20 protein-coding genes and 2 tRNA genes are annotated in these 25,795 nt (G+C 33.7%); 17 read left to right on the top strand and 5 right to left on the bottom strand.

Translation table 11 applies throughout. The features are described from left to right. Window positions 1-33: 33 nt before the first annotated feature. From VOI54_RS16380 to VOI54_RS16390, 3 genes are all read right to left on the bottom strand, one after another. Window positions 34-600 (bottom strand): hypothetical protein, encoded by a 567-nt coding sequence (locus tag VOI54_RS16380; protein ID WP_326284211.1) that lies wholly within the window; start codon window positions 598-600, stop codon window positions 34-36. Window positions 601-611: 11 nt separating this feature from the next. Further along, window positions 612-1,172 (bottom strand): RNA polymerase sigma factor, encoded by a 561-nt coding sequence (locus VOI54_RS16385; RefSeq protein WP_326284213.1) that lies wholly within the window; start codon window positions 1,170-1,172, stop codon window positions 612-614. A gap of 118 nt (window positions 1,173-1,290) precedes the next feature. Continuing rightward, window positions 1,291-3,837: an ATP-dependent Clp protease ATP-binding subunit gene (locus VOI54_RS16390; protein WP_326284215.1), complete on the bottom strand. Its 2,547-nt coding sequence runs from the start codon at window positions 3,835-3,837 to the stop codon at window positions 1,291-1,293. Between the two features lie 260 nt (window positions 3,838-4,097). Here VOI54_RS16390 and gyrA point away from each other — a divergent pair, with 260 nt between their 5' ends. Together gyrA and VOI54_RS16400 are read left to right on the top strand one after the other, a co-directional pair. Then, window positions 4,098-6,650 (top strand): DNA gyrase subunit A, encoded by a 2,553-nt coding sequence (gyrA, locus tag VOI54_RS16395; RefSeq protein ID WP_326284216.1) that lies wholly within the window; start codon window positions 4,098-4,100, stop codon window positions 6,648-6,650. A 16-nt stretch (window positions 6,651-6,666) separates the two neighbouring features. Continuing rightward, on the top strand, window positions 6,667-7,920 hold the full coding sequence (locus VOI54_RS16400) for a tetratricopeptide repeat protein (RefSeq protein ID WP_326284217.1): 1,254 nt from the start codon (window positions 6,667-6,669) through the stop codon (window positions 7,918-7,920). A gap of 50 nt (window positions 7,921-7,970) precedes the next feature. Here the strand turns inward: VOI54_RS16400 and VOI54_RS16405 are convergent, their stop codons facing one another. Further along, window positions 7,971-8,720: a C40 family peptidase gene (locus tag VOI54_RS16405; RefSeq protein WP_326284218.1), complete on the bottom strand. Its 750-nt coding sequence runs from the start codon at window positions 8,718-8,720 to the stop codon at window positions 7,971-7,973. Window positions 8,721-8,729: 9 nt separating this feature from the next. Beyond that, window positions 8,730-9,908 carry an acetyl-CoA C-acyltransferase gene (locus VOI54_RS16410; RefSeq protein WP_326284219.1) on the bottom strand — a complete coding sequence of 393 codons (1,179 nt, stop codon included), beginning with the start codon at window positions 9,906-9,908 and terminating at the stop codon, window positions 8,730-8,732. Between the two features lie 118 nt (window positions 9,909-10,026). On the opposite strand from VOI54_RS16410, the gene VOI54_RS16415 reads away from it, so the two are divergent. From VOI54_RS16415 to VOI54_RS16485, 15 genes are all read left to right on the top strand, one after another. Then, a complete protein-coding gene (locus VOI54_RS16415) occupies window positions 10,027-12,081 on the top strand; it encodes an HD family phosphohydrolase (RefSeq protein WP_326284304.1) in 2,055 nt (684 codons plus the stop codon). Between the two features lie 96 nt (window positions 12,082-12,177). Next, a tRNA-Ser gene (locus VOI54_RS16420) sits at window positions 12,178-12,261 on the top strand. A 19-nt stretch (window positions 12,262-12,280) separates the two neighbouring features. After that, window positions 12,281-12,355: transfer RNA gene (locus VOI54_RS16425), tRNA-Pro, on the top strand. Between the two features lie 427 nt (window positions 12,356-12,782). Beyond that, complete coding sequence (locus VOI54_RS16430; protein ID WP_442809399.1) at window positions 12,783-13,295, top strand: MFS transporter; 513 nt, start codon at window positions 12,783-12,785, stop codon at window positions 13,293-13,295. Window positions 13,296-13,365: 70 nt separating this feature from the next. Then, entirely contained in the window at window positions 13,366-15,414 is a 2,049-nt protein-coding gene (locus VOI54_RS16435) for a transketolase family protein (protein ID WP_326284220.1), read from the top strand. Between the two features lie 31 nt (window positions 15,415-15,445). Further along, window positions 15,446-16,066 carry a hypothetical protein gene (locus VOI54_RS16440; RefSeq protein ID WP_326284221.1) on the top strand — a complete coding sequence of 207 codons (621 nt, stop codon included), beginning with the start codon at window positions 15,446-15,448 and terminating at the stop codon, window positions 16,064-16,066. Between the two features lie 62 nt (window positions 16,067-16,128). Next, window positions 16,129-16,734: a purine-nucleoside phosphorylase gene (gene deoD, locus VOI54_RS16445; protein WP_442809397.1), complete on the top strand. Its 606-nt coding sequence runs from the start codon at window positions 16,129-16,131 to the stop codon at window positions 16,732-16,734. Window positions 16,735-16,960: 226 nt separating this feature from the next. After that, window positions 16,961-17,206: a uroporphyrinogen decarboxylase gene (locus VOI54_RS16450; RefSeq protein WP_326284222.1), complete on the top strand. Its 246-nt coding sequence runs from the start codon at window positions 16,961-16,963 to the stop codon at window positions 17,204-17,206. A gap of 8 nt (window positions 17,207-17,214) precedes the next feature. Then, complete coding sequence (fsa, locus tag VOI54_RS16455; RefSeq protein ID WP_326284224.1) at window positions 17,215-17,871, top strand: fructose-6-phosphate aldolase; 657 nt, start codon at window positions 17,215-17,217, stop codon at window positions 17,869-17,871. 10 nt (window positions 17,872-17,881) lie between these two features. Further along, the gene (locus VOI54_RS16460; RefSeq protein WP_326284225.1) at window positions 17,882-18,187 is read left to right on the top strand and encodes a hypothetical protein; all 306 of its coding nucleotides are present in this window, start codon (window positions 17,882-17,884) and stop codon (window positions 18,185-18,187) included. A 28-nt stretch (window positions 18,188-18,215) separates the two neighbouring features. Continuing rightward, window positions 18,216-19,082 carry a 5'-nucleotidase, lipoprotein e(P4) family gene (locus tag VOI54_RS16465; protein ID WP_326284226.1) on the top strand — a complete coding sequence of 289 codons (867 nt, stop codon included), beginning with the start codon at window positions 18,216-18,218 and terminating at the stop codon, window positions 19,080-19,082. A 195-nt stretch (window positions 19,083-19,277) separates the two neighbouring features. Continuing rightward, on the top strand, window positions 19,278-20,693 hold the full coding sequence (locus VOI54_RS16470; protein WP_326284227.1) for an FAD binding domain-containing protein: 1,416 nt from the start codon (window positions 19,278-19,280) through the stop codon (window positions 20,691-20,693). After that, window positions 20,686-23,010, top strand: coding sequence for a xanthine dehydrogenase molybdopterin binding subunit (locus VOI54_RS16475; RefSeq protein ID WP_326284229.1), 2,325 nt, complete (start codon window positions 20,686-20,688; stop codon window positions 23,008-23,010). The genes VOI54_RS16470 and VOI54_RS16475 overlap by 8 nt, the downstream gene beginning before the upstream one ends. Window positions 23,011-23,014: 4 nt before the next feature. After that, complete coding sequence (gene allB, locus VOI54_RS16480; protein ID WP_326284231.1) at window positions 23,015-24,352, top strand: allantoinase AllB; 1,338 nt, start codon at window positions 23,015-23,017, stop codon at window positions 24,350-24,352. Between the two features lie 29 nt (window positions 24,353-24,381). Next, window positions 24,382-25,794, top strand: a complete 1,413-nt coding sequence (locus VOI54_RS16485) for a urate hydroxylase PuuD (protein WP_326284232.1) — start codon at window positions 24,382-24,384, stop codon at window positions 25,792-25,794. Window position 25,795: the final 1 nt, after the last annotated feature.

A 25,795-nucleotide genomic window follows, 5' to 3' on the forward strand; every position in this document is an offset into this window, starting at 1 on the left:
ATTTTTACAAATATCTTGTTTGTTGACGCCGGGTTAAATATTTGTTTCAGATATTATATTTGATGAATTTTTTAACTGTTTTACTATATTGATTTGCTCTAGAGTGTTCTGTAAGATGTCTATTCTGTTTTGGAAATTTGAAATCATGGCGTAAATAACTCTATTGTCTTCACCACTTTCCCTCAAATCTATTTTTAAATTCTGATAATTATCTTCAAGATATTTAATACGCTTTAGTGCATCTTGAATTAAAGCTTGTACTTCCGGGGCTGATTCTTTCTGAAGTTTTTTTAATTCGTCATTAATTGTAGTGGTAAAAAAATCTTGCGTTTGTGCCATTTTTGGAGATACACTGGCTAAATCTAAAGCATCTTCTTCCTGTTGACCAACAATAAATACTGAAATAAGAAGCGTGATTGAAGCCGCAATACCCAGAAATGGTTTCCAGAATTTTGTTTTAGAATTTATAATTTTCTGAGGTGGATTATTCTGAGCGTTAAGTTTCTCTAAAAAACGCAATTCATGTCCATTATCAGGAGTCTCAACATCAAATTTGTCTTCTAAATTTCTAAATATGTCATCTATGTTACTCTTACTCATCATGTATTTTTTTAATATTCAAGAACACTTTGAAGTTTTTGCCTTAAACTTTCTTTAGCTCTGGAAATCATGGTTCGGCTATTAGCATATGAAATGCCCATTATTTCACTAACCTCTTCATAGTCATAACCTTCAACCAGATTTAAGGTTAATACTATTCTATAGTTGTCTTTTAGCATTTTCATTGAACTTAGTACTTGTTTTACTTTTAGATTCAAATGATCATCACTATTTATGTTTTCTGAATTGTCATCTATCTTATAAAGCATATCATCTATTGGAACCTCATTTTTCTTAGTTTTTTTGTTGTAATGATGTATACTTTTATTAATAACAATTCGTTTCAACCAAGACCCAAAGATGCTTATGTCTTTTAATGTTTCAAGCTTGGTAAAGGCTTGTAAAAAAGCATCTTGCATAATGTCTTCAGCTTCAAAATTGTTTTTTACAACCCTAAAAGCGGTATTATACATAGCTTTATAGTATCTGTTATAAACCTCCAATTGTGCAGATTGATTTTCAGATTTACAAAGCGTAATGAGTTGCTCAGTATTTAAATTGGCTAGCGTCAAAAAAACAAATTGTTTATAGTATAGATTGGATTAGTTTTTTATTGTTACAGTTTTTCAAAAAAAAAATCCTACATTCATTTAGATTGTAGGATTTTAACATATTTAAAATTGTGATTTTCTATGATTCAGTGGGCTTTTCAGCTTTATCAATTGATATTTTTAATTCATCCGTTTTTTTGTCTATATCAATTGTAATATTGTCTCCTTCATGTAGTTGTGATGCTACAATTTCTTCAGCTAATGCATCTTCAACATACTTTTGAATAGCTCTTTTAAGGGGCCTGGCACCGTATTGTTTATCAAACCCTTTTTCAGCTATATAGTCTTTAGCGTCTTTTGTTAATGTAAGATTGTAGCCTAAAGTTTTTATTCTTGCCAAAAGCTTTTCCAATTCAATATCAATAATCTTATTGATATCTTCTTTTTCTAATGAATTAAATACAACAACATCATCAATTCTATTTAAAAATTCAGGAGCAAATGATTTTTTAAGCGCATTTTCAATAACACTTCTTGCATTGGCATCTTCCTGAGCTTTTTGAGATGCTGTTCCAAAACCAATTCCGGTACCAAAATCTTTTAACTTACGGGCACCAATATTTGATGTCATAATGATAATGGTATTTCTAAAATCAATCTTTCTACCTAAACTATCTGTTAAATAACCATCATCAAGTACTTGCAACAACATGTTAAATACATCCGGATGTGCTTTTTCAATTTCATCTAACAAGATTACAGCATAAGGTTTACGTCTTACTTTTTCTGTTAACTGACCACCTTCTTCATAACCAACATATCCCGGAGGAGCACCAATTAGTCTGGATATGGCGAATTTCTCCATGTATTCACTCATGTCTATTCTAACCAGTGAATCTTCACTATCAAATAGCTCTCTGGATAAGACTTTAGCTAATTGTGTTTTTCCAACTCCTGTTTGACCTAAAAATATAAATGATCCAATGGGTTTATTGGGGTCTTTAAGGCCGGCTCTGTTACGTTGAATGGCTTTAACAACTTTAGCAACTGCCTCATCCTGGCCAATAACTTTTCCTTTAATTAGGTTGGGTAATTCGGCCAATTTATTAATCTCGGTTTGTGCTATTCGATTAACAGGAACTCCAGTCATCATAGAAACTACATCAGCAACATTATCTTCAGTCACTATCTCGCGATGCTGTTTAGTATCTTCTTCCCACTTTTCTTGAGCAACAGCCAGTTCTTTTTCAATACGTTTTTCGTCATCTCTAAGTTTAGCAGCTTCCTCGTATTTTTGTTTTCTAACCACAGCATTTTTAGTTTCCTTAATGGCTTCTAATTGCTTTTCAAGTTCTATGATTTGTTTAGGAACATCAATATTAGTGATATGAACACGAGACCCAGCTTCGTCTAAAGCGTCAATGGCTTTATCCGGTAAAAAACGTTCGGTCATATATCTATTAGTTAATTTTACACAAGCTTCAATAGCTTCGGAAGTATAATCAACATTGTGATGCTCTTCGTATTTTCCTTTTATGTTATTTAAAATTTCAATGGTTTCTTCAACAGAAGTAGGCTCTACAATGACTTTTTGGAAACGACGTTCCAATGCACCATCTTTTTCAATATATTGCCTGTATTCATCTAAAGTAGTAGCACCAATGCATTGAATTTCACCACGTGCCAAAGCTGGTTTAAACATGTTAGAAGCGTCTAAACTCCCTGTTGCGCCGCCTGCCCCAACAATGGTGTGGATTTCATCAATAAATAAAATCACGTCATCGTTTTTTTCCAGTTCGTTCATAACGGCTTTCATGCGTTCTTCAAACTGTCCGCGGTATTTAGTGCCAGCTACTAAGCTCGCCAGATCAAGCGTTACAACGCGCTTGTTAAAAAGAATTCTGGATACTTTTCGTTTTACAATCCTTAACGCTAAACCTTCAGCAATAGCCGATTTGCCTACACCTGGTTCACCTATTAAAAGCGGATTGTTTTTCTTTCTTCTACTTAAAACCTGAGAAACACGCTGTATTTCTTTTTCTCTGCCAACAACAGGGTCTAACTTGCCTTCTTCTGCTAAAGCGGTTAAATCACGTCCAAAATTATCTAAAACAGGCGTTTTGGACTTCTTATTGGTTTTACCAGTAGGAGCGTTAAAAATATTGTCTTTTGATGAGTCATCTTCGGGAGTTGACTCATCATCTTGAAATTCAGATTTTGGTTCTATATAATCGTTATCGTTTGTAATCATAAGTTTAAATTGTTCTTTAACATTATCATAGTCAACTTTAAGCTTATTTAAAAGCTTGGTAGTGGGGTCGTTCTCATTTCTTAAAATACATAACAATAAATGTGCAGTATTTATAGAAGAACTTTGAAATAGTTTCGCTTCTAAAAATGTAGTTTTTAAAGCACGCTCAGCTTGTCTAGTAAGGTGCAGGTTCTTTTTTTGGTTAGAAGCGACTTGAATATTAGGGTTAGCGGGACTTAGTATTTCTACTTTACGCCTTAAGTGATTCAAATCAATATCTAAGGCATTTAATATATTTATAGCCTTTCCGTTACCATCACGCAAAAGTCCAAGCATTAAATGTTCAGTGCCAATAAAATCATGGCCTAAACGTAATGCTTCTTCTTTACTATAAGCAATAACATCTTTTACTCTTGGGGAAAAATTATCATCCATTTTTATATCCTTTCTGCATTAAAAATAATAAAACATTTTACTAAAGGCAAAAACCGTACCTTAATATTGTCTGTAAATTGCTAATTGACGAAAAAAACTTTATAAAATCAAAATTTTTGATGCCATACTTATTAACTATAGAAGTCGTGAAAATTGTTAATAAATTACACGAAATTTTACCGTTGATAATCTTACTATGATTGATGAAATAATTATATTAGCATGTTTTGAAAAACACATAAAATTAAATTAAATTATTTATGGCAGAAGGAGAAAAATTGATCCCTATTAATATTGAGGATGAGATGAAATCGGCTTACATTGATTATTCAATGTCAGTCATTGTGTCACGTGCTTTACCAGATGTAAGAGATGGTTTAAAACCAGTTCATAGACGTGTACTTTATGGGATGCATGAATTAGGTGTTAGAGCAAATTCAGCACATAAAAAATCCGCAAGAATAGTTGGAGAAGTTTTAGGTAAATATCACCCACATGGTGATACCTCTGTTTATGACGCCATGGTACGTATGGCTCAAGAATGGAGCTTGCGTTATATGCTTGTAGACGGACAAGGAAATTTTGGTTCAATTGACGGTGATAGTCCTGCAGCAATGCGTTATACAGAAGCACGTATGCGTAAAATATCTGAAGACATGTTGGCAGATATTGAAAAGGAAACTGTTGATCATAAATTGAATTTTGATGACACACTTCAAGAACCAACAGTTTTACCAACCAGAATTCCAGGACTTTTAGTTAACGGGGCGTCAGGTATTGCTGTAGGTATGGCAACCAATATGCCACCTCATAATTTAACTGAAGTTGTTAACGGCACTATAGCATATATTGAAAATAATGACATTGAAGTTGATGAATTGATCAAACATGTTAAAGCTCCAGATTTCCCTACTGGAGGTACTATATATGGTTATGATGGTGTTAAAGAGGCTTTTCAAACCGGGCGTGGCAGAATTGTTATGCGTGGAAATGCCAATATTGAAGAAGTGTCTGGGCGAGAGTGTATTGTAGTGACAGAGATTCCATATCAAGTAAATAAGGCAGACATGATTAAGAAGACTGCTGACTTGGTTAACGACAAAAAACTAGATGGGATTTCTACCATTAGAGATGAATCAGATAGAAATGGTATGCGTATTGTTTACGTTTTAAAGCGTGATGCCATTCCAAATATCGTATTAAATAAGTTATTTAAATATACGGCACTGCAATCTTCTTTTAGTGTGAATAATATTGCACTTGTAAATGGTCGCCCTCAATTACTAAACTTAAAAGATTTAATACATCATTTTGTTGAGCATAGGCATGAAGTTGTTGTTAGACGAACAAAATATGAATTACGAAAAGCTGAAGAAAGAGCTCATATTTTAGAAGGTTTAATAATTGCTTCAGATAATATTGATGAAGTTATTGCTCTAATCAGAGCATCAGCAAATGCAGATGAAGCACGTACTAAGTTAATAGAACGCTTTAAGCTTACAGAAATTCAGGCAAAGGCCATCGTTGAAATGCGTTTGCGTCAATTAACAGGCTTAGAGCAGGACAAACTTCGTGTAGAGTATGAAGAATTAATGAAAACCATTGAAGACTTAAAAGATATCCTTGATAAGAAAGAGCGTAGAATGGATATCATTAAAGAAGAATTGGAAACCATTAAAGATAAATATGGTGATGAGCGCCGGTCTACTATTGAGTATGCAGGAGGCGATTTAAGTATTGAGGATATGATTCCTGATGAAAAGGTAGTTATTACAATTTCTCACGCAGGATATATTAAGCGCACCTCTCTTTCAGAATACAAAACACAGAATAGAGGAGGTGTTGGTCAAAAAGCATCAACAACAAGAAATGAGGATTTCCTGGAACATTTATTTGTTGGAACAAACCATCAATATATGCTGTTCTTTACACAAAAAGGAAAATGTTTCTGGATGCGTGTTTATGAAATACCTGAAGGTAGTAAGACCTCAAAAGGAAGAGCTATTCAAAACCTAATAAATATTGAGCAGGATGATAAGGTGATGGCCTTTATTTGTACTCAGGACTTAAAAGATGAAGATTATATAAATAGTCACTATGTGATTATGGCAACTAAAAATGGTCAGGTTAAAAAGACCAGTTTAGAGCAATATTCACGTCCTCGTACAAATGGTATCAACGCTATTACTATTAAAGATAATGATGAATTGCTGGAGGCTAAATTAACTACTGGTAACAGCCAGGTTATGTTAGCACTTAAGTCTGGTAAAGCTATTCGTTTTGAAGAGGCAAAAACAAGACCAATGGGACGTGGAGCTTCCGGTGTTAGGGGTATTACTTTGGCGCATGATAAAGACGAAGTAATAGGCATGGTTACCATTGAAAACCCTCAGGAAGAATCTGTACTTGTAGTATCTGAAAACGGTTATGGTAAACGTACTTATATTGACGATCCGGAAGATGGAGAACCAGTTTACAGAGTTACAAACAGAGGAGGGAAAGGTGTTAAAACAATTTCTATCACTGATAAGACAGGTAATTTAGTTGCCATTAAAAGTGTTACAGATAATGATGATCTGATGATTATTAATAAATCAGGTATTGCCATAAGAATGGTTATCGCTGATTTAAGAGTTATGGGGAGAGCAACGCAGGGTGTTAAATTAATTAACTTAAAAGGCAATGATTCTATTGCTGCTGTGGCTAAGGTTATGCACGATGAAGATGAGGTTGATGATATTGAAACCACTGAAGGCTCAGAAGGTGGCACAACTCTTGATAACAATTTAGAAAACGAAAACACAGAAAATTAAATTAAATATTATTACAATGAAGAAACTATTTATTATTGCTTTGGCTATGGGAATGAGTTCATTTTCATTTGCGCAAAAAAAGCAATTAAAAACAGCAGAGAAAGCTATTAAGGCAAATAATTTTGCTGAAGCCAAGACTGCATTAGGTCAGGCAGAGTCTTTGATGTCAGCTATGGATGATAAGCTTAAAGCAAAATACTATTATTTAAATGCTCAGGCACTGTATTCAAATGGCAAAGGTTCTTTAGAAAATATTGAAGCAGCACTAGAAAGTTTATCAAATATAAAAGGCGCTTATAAGGCTGAAATTTCTAGCTTAAAACAGGATATTTCAAACGGATTGCTGAAGATCGGTAATGAGGCTTATGAAAAAAGTGATTATTCCCAATCTTCTAAGTACTTTGAAAAGGCATATAGAGTTCATGAAAAAGATACCATATTCTTATACTATGCTGCTGCAACAGCTGTAAATGTTAAGGAATATGACAGAGCATTAGCGTTATATGAAGAACTTAAAACTTTAGGCTATACAGGTATTGAAAAACAATATTTTGCTGTTAATAAGGAAACTAAAGAAGTAGAGCCGTTTCAAAGCAAAGAATTACGCGATATATCAATAAAAACAAAAACTCACGTAAAACCAACGGAGAAATTAACTGAATCTAAAAAGCCTGAAATAGTAAAAAACGTAGCACTAATTTATGTTAGTAATGGGGATAATGAAAAGGCTTTAGCAGCAATGAAAGATGCAAGAGCAGAGAGCCCTAATGATGTTAACTTAGTTTTATCAGAGGCCAATGTTCATTATGAAATGGGCAATACAGAAGAATTTAAAGCATTATTACAAAAGGCAACGGAAATGGATCCTACCAACCCTGAATTACAATACAATTTAGGAGTTATAGCTACAGATTCAGATCACCCTGAGGAGGCCAAGCAGCACTATCAAAAGGCCATTGAATTAGACCCTAAATATATTAATGCCTACATAAATATTGCAGCATTAATTTTATCAGAAGAGAAACCTATTCTTGAAGAAATGAATGGTTTAGGAACATCAGAGGCTGATAATAAACGTTATGATGAATTAAAAGAAAAAAAACAAAGCTTATATAAGGATGCAGTACCTTATTTGTCTCAGGCATTAGATATGGATGCTGAAAATATTAATGCAGCTAAAACGCTAATGAATATTTACAGTATACTCGGCGAAACGGATAAATATAAGAGTTTAAAGGATAAAGTTGAAGCTATAGAAGGCGCTCAATAATATTATAATCCACATAAGTAATATAAAAAAACCGCTTTTAAGCGGTTTTTTTATATTACTTTTTTAATTACGCGGAGCTTGTGTGTATGCGTTTTTTTATCCACATTATAGATGCCTGAATGATCTAACCTGTCAATTCTTACCTTGCCATGAGCATGTATAATATAATTATCTTTCATAATGATTCCCACATGAACAATCAGGCCTTCGCTGTTATCAAAAAATGCCAGGTCCCCAGGTTCGCTCTCTTCAATAAAACTAAGAGCTTCACCTTGGGTAGCTTGCTGTGAAGCATCCCTTAACAGCTTATATCCGTTAAGTTTATATACCATTTGTGTAAAACCGGAACAATCTATTCCAAAAGGTGTTTTACCGCCCCATAAATACGGTGTATTTAGGTACAAAAATGCTGTTTGGATAATATTTGATTTGTCATTTTTATTACTAATAGAATGACCGTCATAGGTATGATTTAAAAGAGAAAGTCCATTTAAAGTAACCCCCATTGAAATAGGAAAAAGTTGTTTGTTTTCATCTTCAATAAACTCCACCAGATCTGTAGAAAGTTTAGGTGCTTTTCCGTTAAGTGATTTGTACTGTTCTTCTGTAATTTCAACGTATTGTTTATTGTCTACCCAACCTTCATATTTATCAAAAGCAAGTCTGATCCTACTCCAGTTTTTGCGCTGTTCTAAAATTTTAAAAATTTCGCCATATAGCACTTGAGAAACCAATTCACTTGTGTCAGAAGGTTCATTTCTTAGAGGAACAATGCTTAAGTTACAAATACCGTATTGCATTAAATAAGCTTATGTACGTTCTATAATAATTGCTGATGCTCCACCGCCACCATTGCATATGGCTGCTGCACCAATTTTTGCATTATTTTGTTCTAAAACATTAAGCAATGTAATGATAATCCTTACACCGGAACACCCTAATGGATGACCTAAAGATACGGCCCCACCATTTACATTTACATTGGAGTCTTTCAATCCCAATAGTTTTATATTGGCCAATCCAACAATTGAAAAGGCTTCGTTAAGTTCAAAAAAATCAACATCATTAATTGAAATTCCGGCTTTGTCCAAAGCTTTAGGCAGTGCTTTAGCCGGAGCTGTAGTAAACCATTCTGGCTCATGAGCAGCATCAGCATAACTTTTAATAGTTGCTAAAGGTTGCAATCCTAATTCGTTAGCTTTTTCCTTACTCATTAAGACCATAGCGCCGGCGCCGTCATTAATGGTTGAAGCGTTAGCAGCAGTTACGGTGCCATCTTTTGTAAATGCAGGCCTTAACGATGGAATCTTTTCCATTTTTACATTAGTGTACTCTTCATCTTTAGATACAACGATGGGTTCACCACGGCGTTGTGGTACTTCAACAGAAACGACTTCCGTATTGAATTTCCCAGCTTCCCATGCAGTGGCTGATCGACTATAAGACTGGATGGCATAAGCATCTTGATCTTCTCTTGAAAACTCATATTTATTGGCACAAGCATCAGCACAAACCCCCATTGCATTTTGATCATAAGCATCTACCAGGCCATCTTTTTGCATACCATCTTCCATTTTGGCAGGTCCAAATTTAGTGGTAGAGCGCGCGTGATAATAATGTGGAATTAAACTCATGTTTTCCATACCACCGGCAACAATGATACTAGCATCTCCCAAAGCAATAGATTGAGCAGCCTGCATAACCGCTTTCATACCTGAAGCACAAACTTTGTTCACTGTTGTGCAAGGTACCGTATTAGGTATACCGGCATAAATAGCAGCTTGTCTGGCAGGTGCCTGGCCTGTACCGGCTTGTACAACGTTGCCCATTAAAACTTCTTCAACTAATTCCGGTTTTAAATTTATTTTATTTAAAGCACCTTTTATAGCAATAGCTCCTAATTGTGGCGCTGGAATTGTTGATAAGGCTCCCAAAAAACTACCTATTGGGGTTCTTGCTGCTGAAACAATAACCACTTCTTTACTCATCAATCTAATGTTTAAGTTTAGTACTTGCGAAAATAACGATTTTTTAATAAAAATTTGATTGATTCTACCATTATAAAAAATGGTAAAAGCTTATAATTTTATTACATTTGATTCCAATATGAAAGACTTCATAAACAAATTATATAGAAATCATTCCTTGATTTATAAAGGTTTGCTATTTGTATTTACAACTTTTTTGATTGTATACTTGTTTCCTAAAAGCGGAAAGTTTAAGTACAATTTTGAAAAAGGAAAGCCCTGGCAATCTGAAAACTTATATGCCCCTTTTGATTTTGCAATAAAGAAAACCGAATCTGAAATTGCAAAAGAGGAAGAAGTGCTTACAAATGGAGCTATCTTGTATTTTGATCTCGATAACACTGTACAGGATAAAGTGGTCACAGATTTTGAATCACAGTTTCAAGTTCAATTTTCAGACTCACTTCCAAGAGCCACTTTAAATACGTTGCACAGATCTGGAACAGATATTATTAGAGAACTTTATACTTACGGTGTTTTAAGTGAAAGTTATGACTTTAATGATGATAGAAGCATAGTCATACTTGATGGGAGGGAAAAGAAATTAGATGGTGTTTTTTCAAATTTAATACCCCAAGACCATATAACCACCCTAATTGATAGGGTTTTAAAAATCTACAATATTACTGAGTATAAAACTGAGTTTGTAGCCTTGTTTTTTGACTTGATTGAGCCTAATATAGCATTCAATAAACAGTTTACAGATAAGGTTTTACAGGATGATCTGGATAAGATTTCATATACGCGGGGAAGTGTTGCCAGAGAAACATTAATAGTTTCAAAAGGCGAGGTTGTAGAAGGGGATAAATATCAAATTCTTAAATCTTTACAGTCAGAATATGAATCTCAGGTCTGGAACAAGGCAAACTATAATTGGGTATTATTTGCTTACACCTTATTAGTGGCATTAGCGCTTTTAATGTTGCTTCTGTTTTTAAGAAAATATAGAGTGAAAGTATTTGAAGATAATACCAAAGTGACTTTTATCTTTTTTAATATTTCACTTTTTATTTTTATTACAACTTTAGTGGTTAACTATAATTCTAAGTACATTTATATTATACCAATATGTGTTTTGCCCTTGGTGTTTAAGGCCTTTTTTGATGCCAGACTAGGGCTTTTTTCTCATGTTCTCACCGTGTTATTACTGGGTTTTATAGTTCCCAATAGCTATGAATATATGTTTTTACAAATTATAGCTGGTATTGTAACTATTCTTACGGTTTCAGAGTTGTATAAACGAGCTAATTTGTTTATTTCGGTAGGGCAGATTACACTTATTTATATTATAGCATATTTTGCCTTTTTTGTAATTCATGAAGGAAGTGTAGAAACATTAAAGTGGGAAACGTTTATCTGGTTTATTTTATGCGGACTTGCCACATTATTTGTACAACCTTTAATTTACATTTATGAAAAACTTTTTGGGTTAGTTTCAGATGTTTCGCTTTTAGAGCTATCAGATACCAATACAAAACTGCTTAAGGAGTTGGCTAACAAAGCACCGGGTACTTTTCACCATTCTCTTAATGTTGCTAATCTGGCCGAAGCTTCTGCAAATGAAATAGGAGCTAATTCTATGCTGGTTAGAGTAGGAGCATTATATCATGATATTGGTAAGATGAAAAATCCAACATATTATACTGAAAATCAATCTACAGGTATAAACCCTCATGATGAACTATCTTCAAAGGAAAGTGCACAAATTATAACAGCTCACGTTATTAACGGTATTGAGATAGCCCGGAAAAATAATTTACCGGATAGAGTCATTGATTTTATACGGACACATCATGGAACAAGTGTGGTTTATTATTTTTATATGAAAGAGCAAAAGGCTTACCCTGAATTAGACATTGATAAGCATGATTTTAGTTACCCGGGACCTAAACCATTTAGTAAAGAAACAGCTATTTTGATGATGTGTGATAGTATTGAAGCAGCTTCAAAAAGTTTAAAGGAGCCTACATCTTCAAAAATTGAGGCATTTGTTGAAAATATTATAAATAAACAGATAGAAGAGGGACAATTTTTAAATGCTAATATTACTTTTAAGGAAATTCAATCTATTAAAAAAGTGCTAAAGCACAAGCTTGCAAATATTTATCATTTGAGAATAGAATATCCTGAATAAAAATTATAAAAAAACAATTAAAATAGTTGCGTTCTTGTTGTGTTTGAGTTACATTTGCAACCGCAATTTTATTGCACAAGTTCTTAATATAATTTAGGAGAGGTGCCAGAGTGGTAATGGAGCAGATTGCTAATCTGTCAACGCGTAAGTGTTGCCCGGGTTCGAATCCCGGTCTCTCCGCAATTTTAGATAACCATTTCGGGGTGTAGCGTAGCCCGGTTATCGCGCCGCGTTTGGGACGCGGAGGTCGCAGGTTCGAATCCTGCCACCCCGACGAACCTAGTAATAGGTTAAAGCAAAACACTGTTAATTGTGTGATTATCAGTGTTTTTTGTTTTTATGCATTTTATTTGATTCCAAATAAAAACATCTATTCTCATTAAAAAGGTGTGCAAATCGGTGTGCAATTGTTCGCTAAAAATGTACTAACTTTAAAGAGCTTTTAAGACATGATTTGACTTTCGTCTTTACAAATTATTGTTTAACAAAAAGTCATTTAAAATGAAAACAAAAAGCACCTTCACTGTGATTTTATTTACCAGAAAATCAAGAAGCAAATCAGACGAAACTTCAGTTTATGTTTGAAACATCGTAAAAAGAAACGTTCAGAGATCTGTTTAAAGAGAGCTATTTTGGTGATCCATTAGGAGAATAAATTAAATGATTACTAAAACATCATCACTTTTTTAAATGACTTTGCTATAAATTATCCAGATTCTTTTGCAGTAAGACATTCGGTATTCTTATTGTCCTTGTCTCAAATTTCAGAGACTGTATTTATATTGGCTATTCCTTTTTTCTATAAAAAATTCGGAATTAAAATAGTGGCTTTAATTAGTATGATTGCTTGGGTCTTCAGGTTTGGTTTCTTTGGTGTAGGGAATCCAGAAGGTATTGGGTTAGGATTCTTGATAGCTTCTATGATAATCTATGGAATGGCATTTGATTTCTTTAATATTTCAGGGTCGTTGTATGTTGAAGAAGAAACCCCAGAAAGTGTGCGGTCAAGTGTGCAAGGTTTGTTTGCTTTAACCACTGGAGGGTTAGGACCCATTATTGGAGCTTATGCCAGTGGATGTGTCGTGGACTTTTTTACAGAGAATAGTGTGAAAAATTGGCCTACAATCTGGTTTGTTTTTGCTGGATATGTACTGGTTATAGCCTTGGTCTTTATAGTGTTTTTTAAGTATAGACATAGTTCTAAAGAAACTTAATCGCTTAAATAAAACTGCTTTTGATGAGTAGTTAAAAATATTTCAATCAATATATATACACATGAAAACAATGGGTAAAGAAATAGACCAGATTGCGGCAGATAATATAAGAACATTAGCAGTAGCTATGGTAGAAAAGGCAAATTCAGGCCATCCTGGAGGCCCCATGGGCGGTGCAGATTTTATGCACATATTATACTCAGAGTTCTTTAATTATGACCCAACTGATATGGAGTGGCCGTTTAGAGATAGATTCTTTATGGATGCAGGCCATTTATCAACACTGATGTATGCACAATACTACCTTTTAGGAAATTATACTAAAGAAGATTTAGAAAACTTTAGAAAGTGGGGGTCAGTTACACCGGGACACCCAGAAGTAGATGTTAAAAGAGGTATAGAAAATACATCTGGACCATTAGGTCAAGGACATACTATGGGAGTAGGAGCAGCTATTGCGGCCAAGTTTTTGCAAGCTCGTTTTGGAGATTGGATGAATCATAAAATTTATGGATTTATATCAGATGGAGGTGTTCAGGAAGAAATATCACAAGGTGCAGGAAGAATTGCAGGCCATTTAGGATTGAATAACTTTATTATGTTTTTCGATTCAAATGATATTCAATTATCAACTTCAACGGACGAAGTAACTACCGAAGATACAGCTATGAAATATGAATCATGGGGGTGGAAAGTATTGACTATTGATGGGCATAATCATGATGAAATAAGAAAGGCATTAACCGATGCTAATAATGAAAAAGAGAAGCCAACATTAATCATAGGAAAAACCATTATGGGTAAAGGTTGTGTTACAGCTAATGGAAATATATTTGAAGGCTATTGTGAATTACACGGACAACCCATAGGCGCAACAGGAGCAGATTATGAAAAAACCTTATTGAATTTAGGAGCTAACCCTGATAGTCCGTTTGATATTTATGAAGATGTCAATATATTTTATAAAGATATACTTAAGAGGAAAGTAGCACAAGCAGTAAAAAAGAAAGCAGAAATTCAAGCTTGGAGAAGTAACAACAAAGTGCTTTCAAATAAATTAAATTTCTTTTTATCGGGAGAACTTCCAGAATTAGATTTTGAATCTATTGAACACAAAGTTGGATTAGCAACAAGAGTCGCTTCATCAGGAGTACTAGGCTATTTAGCAGAACATGTTGAAAATATAATTGTGTCTTCAGCCGATTTATCAAATAGCGATAAAACTGACGGATTCTTAAAGAAAACCCATGCACTTAAAAAAGGTGATTTTAGTGGTTCTTTTTTACAAGCAGGTGTGGCGGAGTTAACTATGGCATGTATTGCCAATGGTATAGCTCTTCATGGAGGTGTTATACCAGTAGTAGCTACCTTTTTTGTGTTTTCAGATTATATGAAACCAGCTATTCGTTTAAGTGCTATTCAGGAATTACCGGTTAAGTATGTTTGGACACACGATGCTTTTAGGGTAGGTGAAGATGGTCCAACGCATCAACCTATTGAACAAGAAGCACAAATTCGGTTATTAGAAAAATTGAAAAATCACAAAGGAGGGAATAGTTTCTTAGCCTTACGTCCAGCAGATTCTGTAGAAACAAGTATTGCATGGAAAATAGCTTTAGAAAACAAAAAAACACCAACAGGGTTAATATTATCAAGACAAGGTATTAAAGATATACCAGTACAATGCAAACCGAGATATCAAGAAGCTTTAGCAGCACAAAAAGGAGGGTATTTAGTTAAAAAGGCAGAAAAACCAGATATAACTTTAGTTGCAAATGGATCAGAAGTAAGTACGCTTTTGGAAGCAGCAACACTATTAGAAACCTCAGAAGAGATACAAGTTAATGTGGCTTCAATCATTTCTGAAGGTTTGTTTAGAAATCAGTCTGGAGAATATCAAGCTAGTATCCTCCCTTTACATCTACCTTGTTTTGGGCTTACCGCTGGGCTACCCGTTAACCTTGAAGGTTTAGTTGGAGATAAAGGGAAGGTGTTCGGGTTAGAACATTTTGGGTATTCTGCGCCTGCACCTATTCTTGATGAAAAGTTTGGTTTTACTGGAGAAAAGGTATCTAAAGAAATTCTAAAGTACATGTCAGCATATAATAACAAAAGATAAGATTAAAACACGACTGTAAAAGAACAATATTATGGAAATAGACATATTAGGTTGGATTGGATACATAGCCTCAGGGGTTATAGCAGTATCTATGATGATGAATTCTATTGTGAAATTTAGATGGATTAATCTAATAGGAGCAGGAACCTTTGCTATTTATGGATTACTGATTAACGCTTTGCCTGTTTTTGTTTTAAATGGGTTTATTGTTTCTGTAGATATTTACTTTCTTTTTAGAATATATACTAAAAGCCATCTTTTTGACACACTTGAAATAAGAGGAGATAATAAATATCTATTGAAGTTTATTAATTATCATCAAGATGAGATTCAAAAATTTTTCCCAGACTTTGTTTATAAGCCGAAAATGAATACGGTAAGTTTTTTTGTATTGAGAAATATGGCTGTAACGGGATTGTTTTTGGCGCACCGAGAAAATGAAAACACCTTAAATGTTGGGCTTGATTATGTTATACCAGAATATCGTGATCATAAAAATGGTAAATATGTGTACCATCGGTTAAAGGAACGTTTTATAAAAGAAGGATACAAAAAAGTAGTTTCAAAAAGTAGTGCATCAAAGCATATTAAATATTTAAAAAAAATAGGCTTCGAGGAAAAAAGTGATAATCTATTTGTAAAGGAACTATAAAGTAAGAAAGAATGATGTGGAGGAAATATTAGATTATTTTAAAAATAATATAAAACAAGAGTATGAGTGTACATAATAATGCCAGGAAAGGAGGTATAGCAGACTTTATTTTGTTACCCGGAGATCCGCGACGCGCAAAATTAATTGCAGAAACATTTTTAACGGATGCAAAATGTTACAATGAGGTTAGAGGGATGTTGGGGTATACGGGTTTTTTCAATGGAAAGAGAATTAGTGTACAAGGAACAGGAATGGGGATGCCATCAATATCAATTTATGCTACAGAGCTAATAGAGGAGTATGGCGTGGAGAAATTGGTAAGAATAGGCTCATGTGGTTCAATTCAGGAACATGTAAACATCATGGATATAGTGCTGGCAATGAGTGCTTGTACAGATTCGGGGATGAATAAATTTCGATTTAATGGAAAAGATTTTGCACCGACAGCAAATTTTGAATTATTAAAAAAAGCCTATGAAGTAGCCGAAAAGAATAAGCTAAGTGCCCATACAGGATCTATTTTAACATCCGATTTTTTCTATGGAGAGAGTCATATAGCAGATCCATTTTTAAGCTGGAAGACCTATAATGTATTAGGTGTGGATATGGAAGCCGCTGCATTATACTCCATTGCGGCTAAATACAAAAAAAAGCATTGGCCATATTAACGGTTTCAGATCATTTATTGAAGAAGCAAGCCATTTCTGCCAGTGATAGGCAAAACTCATTTAAAGAGATGATTAATCTAGCATTGCAGTTGGCTTAACTATAAAAATATAAAGAGATGAAAGAATTAAACTGGATTGAAATATTGGGCTATATCGCTTCTGCAGTAATTGCTATTATTAATCTGGTATTACATTTAATTATTAAAATATAAAGAGAGCGAAAGAATTGAATTGGGTTGAAATATTAGGGTATATCGCTTCAATATTGATTGTGATAAGTATTACCATGGAGTCTATAGTAAAGCTAAGAATTGTAAATTTTATTAGAGCAGCATTGCTTGGTACTTATGGTGTTTTTATAAAGTTCGTGCCTATAATCTTAGTGAATTATTTTATAGTAGTTACCATATCTATTAATTATGGAAGCTTTTTAAAAACAGAAAAACTAATTAAAACAGTTAAAGGAATATAAACAAAAAGATGAAATTTTTTATAGATACAGCAAATTTAGGTGAAATTAAAGAAGCCCAGGAATTAGGGGTTTTAGATGGTGTTACTACAAATCCATCCTTAATGGCAAAAGAAGGCATTACAGGAGAAAAGAACATTATCAATCATTACAAAGCAATTTGTGAGATTGTTGATGGTGATGTTTCAGCAGAAGTAATTGCCACAGATTTTGATGGAATGATTATGGAAGGAGAAGCTTTAGCAGCTTTACACCCTCAAATTGTAGTTAAACTACCCATGATTGCCGAAGGTATAAAGGCATGCAAATATTTTTCAGGCAAAGGCATTAAAACAAATGTTACACTTGTGTTTTCTTCAGGTCAGGCATTGTTAGCTGCAAAGGCAGGAGCAGCGTATGTATCTCCTTTTTTAGGAAGACTGGATGATGTTTCAACCGATGGTTTACACCTTATTTCAGAAATAAAACAGGTTTTTGATAATTACAGTTTTGAAACACAAATTCTATCTGCTTCCGTAAGACATACTATGCATGTGGTAAACTGTGCAAAAATAGGGTCGGATGTAATGACCGGACCATTATCATCAATAAAGGGTTTGTTAAAACACCCACTAACAGATAATGGTTTAGCGCAGTTTTTAGCCGATTATAATAAAGGAAATAACTAAAAAAAATAGAATGAGAACTATTTTGAAACCATTGGCTGTTGTTGATAATGAAATGGAATTTCCAATAGGGACAAAATTGTTTAAAAAAAGTAAATACGATGGTATAAATATCTATATGGAATATAAACTGGTTTGGGCCAATTGGGAAGGGCCCTATATGATGTTAATTAGGAAATTAGATGAAAAGACAAATAAAGCTGAATTTGGAGTTATACCTCAAAAATTGACCTCAGGAAAGTATGTTGTAAACAAATCTAGTTTTCAAAGAACTTTGGGGACGGCCTTAGAAGGTTGGTATTTAGAAACAAAAAATTAAAAATGAAAAGAATCTTAAAAGAAAAAGCATGAGATATAAGTTCTTAAAAAGAAATACTAAGTACAAATTCTTAATACTAATTGCTATATGTTTTTTAATGTTTTTTAATTGTAGTGTAACCCAATCAAAAGGGAATAGTGTTTTAAGTAGTACAATTGATAATATAAATATTCCAATTCAAGAACATACAGTTCAATCTGTTTTATGGCAACAAATTTCCAGTGAATATAGGGCACTTACCTATCAAGCATATAATCTGGCTAAATTACAGTTAGATGATTTTACCTCTAAAAAGGGTGATGGTTTTCAAAAACCATTAGCAATTATAACAGATATTGATGAGACAGTTTTAAATAACAGTCCTTTTTTGGGGAAATTAATTGAATTAAAGGAAGAGTTTAGTAAAGAAAGGTGGGCAGAGTGGGGCAAATTAATTGAGGCTAAATCTATACCGGGAGCCTGTGAATTTTTTACTTATGCACATAGTAGAGGCGTAGAAGTGTTTTACATTTCAAATAGATATGAAAGTCAGTTAGGAGAGACAATTAAAAACCTTGAAAAGGTAGGTTTTCCAAATGCAGATAGAGAACATGTACTGTTAAAAACCGACTCTGGTGAAAAAGGGTCTCGTCGTAAAAAAGTTCAAGAAACGCATAATGTAATTATGCTGTTAGGGGATAATTTATCTGACTTTTTAGAAGTCTTCGAGGTAAATTCAACTTCTACAAGAAATCAACACACCGATAGTTTAAAAACTCAATTTGGGAAGAAGTTTATTGTGTTGCCCAATCCCATGTATGGTGATTGGGAGGGGCGTGGTGTATACAAGGGAACTTATAATTGGACTTCTAAACAGAAAGACTCTATTAGACGGTCTAAACTAATTTCATATTAAGCTTTATGGTGAAATGAATTTATTACGTGTTTTTTGCTAAAACAGTGAATGTTGTGCTGAAATATGTACTTGCATAGGATATAAATATAAATTTAGCATTTTATATGAAAATGAATTCAATTAAGTAAAGATTAATATAAAGTGAATTTCCATTAAAGAATGTTTGATAAAGAAAGGACTAGTAAAAAATAATCAATGATTGAATTCATACTCAATAATAAAGTTATAAAAACCCATTTGAATAATGGGATGACTTTGTTGGATTTTGTAAGATATAAGCAACGGCTAACAGGAACCAAGATTGGTTGTAGGGAAGGAGATTGTGGTGCCTGTACTGTTTTAGTAGGCACCTTAAAGAAAGATAGAACGGTTGCATATAAAAGTATAACCTCTTGTATTTCCCCTTTAGGCAATGCTCATGGAAAGCATATTGTAACGGTTGAAGGTACTAATTTAACCCAAAGTCTAACAATTGCTCAGCAAGCTATGAAGGACAATTATGCTACACAATGTGGATTTTGTACACCTGGTTTTGTAGTATCACTAACAGGATTTTCACTTTCCGATATCGAAAAAAATCAGAACAATGCCTTAAATGCTATTAGCGGAAATATTTGCAGATGTACAGGTTATAAATCTATTGAAAAAGCAACAACAAATATATGTCAAAAATTAAATTTCAATAAGGGTTCTATGTCTATAAACTGGCTTATTGAAAATAATTTTATTCCAGAATACTTTAAAGACATCCCTAATAAGTTATTAGATTTAAAAAAGAAGGCATTAGTACAAAAAGGGACAACATTCATATCTGGAGGTACAGATTTATATGTACAGCAAGCAGATAATTTAATAGATGGTAAAGTACATCTTATTTCAGGTAGTAACCCTTTAAAAGGGATAACTATCAATAACGAAACTTGCACAATTGGATCCAATACAACAGTTTCCGATTTATGGAATCATCAAAAGTTAAATTTATATTTCCCTAATTTAAAACAACACCTTAAACTAGTTTCATCAGAGCAAATACGCAATATGGCTTCTTTTGGAGGGAATATAGTAAATGCGTCACCTATTGGAGATATGACTATTTTCTTTTTAGCCCTAAATAGTGAGATCACCATTATTGATAAAAAGGAGAAAGAAAGAGTTCTACCGCTTAAAGAATTTTATAAAAGCTATAAAACTTATGATTTAAAAGGTGGAGAGCTAATAAAAAACATTCGTTTTAAGTTGCCTGCTAAAAATTCATTTTTCAATTTCGAGAAAGTATGCAAACGCACACATTTAGATATTGCAAGTGTTAATTCTGCGATACATATAATTATAGAAGATGGTAAAATAATAGAAGCTCATGTATCACTTGGAGGTGTTGCAGCAATTCCAAAATACTTACATAAAACATCTGCATTTTTAAAAGGTAAAAACTTAAATACCAAATTAATTATAGAGGCCAATGAAGTGATGCAAAAAGAGATAGCTCCAATAAGCGATGTTCGCGGATCTAATGATTACAAACGCTTGTTAGCTCGCCAATTATTTTATGCACATTTTATTGAGTTGTTTCCAGATCTTTTCACACTAAATAATTTTATTCAATATGTCTAAAAACAAATCACATAATGAGTTAGAATTAAAGAAAAATTCTGTAAAAAAAGCTCTTAAGAAAAGCGTAAAGAACATTGATTCATATACACACGTTCGTGGTGAGTCACTATATGTAGATGATATTAATATAAAAGAAGGTACATTTTATGCAGTAGTTTTTGATGCACCAAAAGCCCATGGAAAAATAAAAAGTATTAATTATTCAAAGGCAGAAGCTTTAGAAGGCGTTGAAAGAATTTTTACATATAAAGATATACCCGGAGAAAATCAAATAGGAGGTATTTTTCCAGATGAACCTTTGTTTGCCGAACAAGAAATTCATTTCTGGGGTATGCCAATTGCACTAATTGTTGCGGAATCTGAATTTATTGCACGACAAGCACGTTGTTTAATTGAAATAGACATTGAAGAACTCCCTGTCATTACAACGGCCAAAGAAGCTAAGGAGAAAAAAAGCTTCATTAATGCACCTAGGTCATTTAGCTTAGGGAATACAGCCGAAGCTATGAAATATTGTGATTATGTTTTTGAAGGAGAAACATATTCAAACGGACAAGAGCATTTATATATAGAAGCCCAGGGAGCCTATGCTGAACCCTTGGAAAATGGAAACATAAAAATTAATTCTTCAACCCAAGGGCCAACAGCGGTACAAAAAACAGTAGCAAATGTTTTAGGGTTACCTATGCATAAAATAGAGATTGATGTGACACGTTTAGGAGGTGGTTTCGGAGGAAAAGAAGACCAAGCAAGCCCTTGGGCTACCATGGCAGCTTTGGCAACATTCCACCTCAATCAATCGGTTAAATTGATATTAAACCGTCATGATGATTTAAGAATGACAGGGAAAAGGCATCCCTATGAGAGTACATTTAAAATAGGCTTATCTAAAGATTTAAAAATATTGGCCTATAAGGTTGAGTTTTTACAAAATTCAGGAGCTGCAGCAGATTTATCACCTGCAATTGCTGAACGTACTCTATTTCATGCCACAAATAGTTATTTTATTCCAAATGTTTTATCAACGGTGCATAGCTGTAAAACAAATTTGCCTCCCAATACTGCTTTTCGGGGTTTTGGTGGACCACAAGGTATGTATGTCATAGAATCCGCTATAGTTAAAGCTGCCTCGGAAATAGGAGTGCCTGCTAGAAAAATTCAAGAGGCCAATTTGTTTAAAGAAAACGACACGTTTTCTTATGGACAAATAGCAACTCAGGTCGAAGCTAAAAATACCTGGGAATCAGCAAAATCACTTTTTGACATAAATAGTATAGAAGAAGAGATAAACCATTTTAATGCATCAAATAAAAATTTTAAAAAAGGTATGGCATTAATGCCAATAACCTTTGGTATTTCATTTACAAATACCATGATGAACCATTCACGAGCCTTGGTTCACATATATCAAGATGGCAGTGTAGGTATAAGCACGGCTGCTGTTGAAATGGGGCAAGGTGTGAATACAAAAATGCTTCAAATAGCAGCGAAAGTGTTTTCAATTGATGTGAAAAAAATAAAAATAGAAACAACAAATACAACCCGGGTTGCCAATACATCTCCTTCGGCAGCTAGTTCTACAGCAGACCTTAATGGAAAGGCACTTTTAAAAGCATGCAATGCATTGTTAAGCAGGCTTAAAGATATTGTGTCTGAAGAATTTAATGAGTCAAAGGATGATATAGCTTTAAAGGATGAATTTGTTTACATAAATAACAATAAAACGGAGTTAAGTTGGAAAGAATTAATAAATAAAGCCATGTTTAAGCGTGTGGCATTAACCGAGAATGCACATTACGCCACACCAGTAATCCATTTTGATAAAACAAAAGAAAAAGGACACCCATTTGCTTATCATGTATATGGTACTGCTATTATTTCAACAACGGTTGATTGCCTTCGTGGGACTTATGTTTTTGATGATGTTAAAATTGTACATGACTACGGAAAAAGTATGAGTAAAGGTATTGACTTAGGTCAAGTCGAAGGCGCTTTAGTTCAAGGTATAGGTTGGATGACTATGGAAGAGATTGCCTATAATAAAGAAGGTCGCTTACTATCAAATGCGCTTTCTACTTATAAAGTGCCAGATGTTTTTTCAGTACCAAGGCATGTAGACATTATTCCACTTGAAACTAAAGGGAACGACATGGCTGTCTTAAAATCGAAGGCCGTTGGTGAGCCGCCGTTAATGTATGGCATTGGCGCTTACTTTGCCATTCAAAATGCTATAAAATCCTTTAACTCTAATTATGAATTGAAGTTTCATGCACCAATGACCCCAGAAAAAGTTTTAATGAGTTTGTACAGCAAATAATTGAATGACTGAATTTTTAATATATAGTAAGTTATGTTTTATCGATGGCAAGTTCATTGAGGCAACACTGTATATTAAAAATGAAAAAATTCATGATATTTTTAAAGGGCGTTACCCATTAGCTGATGTTTCTTTTTTAGATTATAATAATCTAATTGTCATACCCGGTATAATAGATGCCCATGTGCATATTAACGAACCAGGTCGGGAGCATTGGGAAGGGTTTGATACAGCAACTAAAGCGGCAGCTCTAGGAGGTGTTACAACACTTATAGAGATGCCTTTAAATGCAAGCCCTGTAACAACTACTGTTGATGCTTTTAAATTAAAACAAAAAGTAGCGTTTAATAAGCTACATGTTAATTGCGGATTTTATGGAGGCGTAATTCCATCAAATATAAACAGCATCGAGTATTTGATAAATGAAGGTGTTTTTGGTATCAAAGGGTTTTTGACACACTCAGGAATAGATGAATTTCCAAATGTAACCAGAGAGCATTTAGAAACGATTGCACCAATTTTAAAAAAGTATGACGTGCCATTGCTCTTGCATTGCGAGTTAAGTGATGCAAATATTCCAGAGGTTAACAATCCTAAAAGTTACAAAGAATATTTATGTTCTAGACCGCAACGTTGGGAAACCAATGCTATTGAGCTAGCCATAGGTATTCAACAAAAGTTTGATATAAGAGTTCATATAGTGCATTTGTCAGCTTCAAATGGAATTCAACAAATTAGTCAACGAAAAAAAGAGACCACTAAATTAACTGTTGAAACTTGTCCGCATTATCTGTTTTTTAATGCCGAAGAAATTCCGGATGCAGCACCTATTTATAAATGTGCTCCACCCATACGCGAAAAGCAAAACAATGATTTATTATGGGATTATTTTTTAAATGACGGATTTAATTTTTTAGCATCCGATCATTCTCCCGCGCCACCAAATCAAAAACAGTTAGAATCAGGCGACTTTTTTAAAGCATGGGGAGGTATTTCTGGACTACAATTTACATTGCCCATTTTATATACTGAAGGACAAAAAAGAGGATTACCCCTTGAAAAATTAATACCCTTATTAACAAAAAATCCTGCAAGTTTTTTAGGGTTAGACCATAAAAAAGGGCTGTTAAAAAAAGGGTTCGATGCAGATATAACAGTTTTGAATGATACCCAAGATATTACTATTACAGAGTCTTCCATACAACATAGGCATAAACAAACACCATATTTAGGGAAAAAGTTAAAGGGTAAGATAGAGCATGTTTTTGTAAATGGATTTCAGGTGATAAAAGACTCCAAAATAGTTAATGAGGGTAAAGGCATGATGTTATTTAGAAATTAAAAATATAAAAAGAAGTATAGGTTTAAAAGATGAATCAGAAAATTGAAATTATGTTGCTAATTGCATGGCTTGTTATTTTTGTTGTGATTGTAGGAGCTACTTATAAAATACATCATTTAATTAAAGGCTTTAAAGTTGAAGGTGATGAAGAAAAAGCTGATTCGTTGCAAACGGCTCAAAATTGGTTTTATGCTTTAATTATAATCGCTTCGGTTGGGGGGGTAAGTATATTGTATTTGTTTTTAAAAGGAACAATTTATGAGAGCCATTTCTTTGAATGGTTAAATTTAGTGGTTCGGTTAATGCATATAACCTTTGGTATAGCATGGATTGGAGCATCTTTTTATTTTGTGTTTTTAGAAAATGCTCTCAATAGGACAGAAGGTGTAAGAGATGAGCTGGCAGGGAACTTATGGGCAGTTCATGGCGGCGGGTTTTATTATTTAGAGAAGTATAAATTAGCACCAAAGGAAATCCCAAAACACTTGCATTGGTTTAAATATGAGGCTTATTTCACTTGGTTGTCTGGGTTTTGCCTATTGGCTATTGTCTATTATTTTAATGCCAGTTCTTATTTAATTGATCCAGAAGTTTTAGACTTAAAACCATTGGAAGCTATTGCTATAAGTATAGCATCATTACTAATAGGTTGGGTGATTTATGACCAAATTTGTAGAAGACTTAGTAAAAATAAAGTTGTATTTACATTAGCAATTACAGCTCTAGTGTTTTTATTTGCTTGGTTTTATGCGCAAGTATTTAGTGGTAGAGCAGCTTATATTCATTTTGGAGCATTTTTAGGAACTCTAATGGCAGGAAATGTATTTTTTGTAATTATACCTGGACAAAAACGAATGGTTGCTGCTGCAAAAAAAGGAAACCCTCCAAATCCGGCAGATGGTAAAGCAGCTTTTTTAAGGTCGTACACCAATAACTATTTCACACTTCCAGTATTGTTCGTAATGATTAGTAATCATTTCCCAAGCACATTTGGGAATACATACCAATGGCTTGTGCTTTTAGGGATTACTTTAGGAACAGCAGGAATAAAGCATTATTTAAATGTTCGGGAAAAAGGGCAGCTCTCAGTATGGGTAATGCCAGTTTCAATAGTGGTCTTATTTGGAATGGCATTTATAACAGCTCCAAAAAAGCCCAAATATGAAAATTGCAGCGAAACCGTTTCGTTTGCAGAAATTCAAACAATAATAAGTAATAGATGCACAGTTTGCCACTCATCAAACCCAACCGATGTTATATGGAAGGTGGCTCCTAATGGAGTGAAATATGATACCCCCGAGCAGATTTATAATTTAAGAGATAAAATATTTCAACGTGTGGTAGTTAGTAAAAATATGCCCTTTAATAATAATCAGACTCAAATGACACCAGAAGAACGCGATATGATCAATTGCTGGATTAATCAAGGCGCATCAAAATAAG

Origin of the sequence: Alterotamlana spongicola, from assembly GCF_035818475.1 — a bacterium.
GTDB lineage: Bacteria > Bacteroidota > Bacteroidia > Flavobacteriales > Flavobacteriaceae > Cognatitamlana.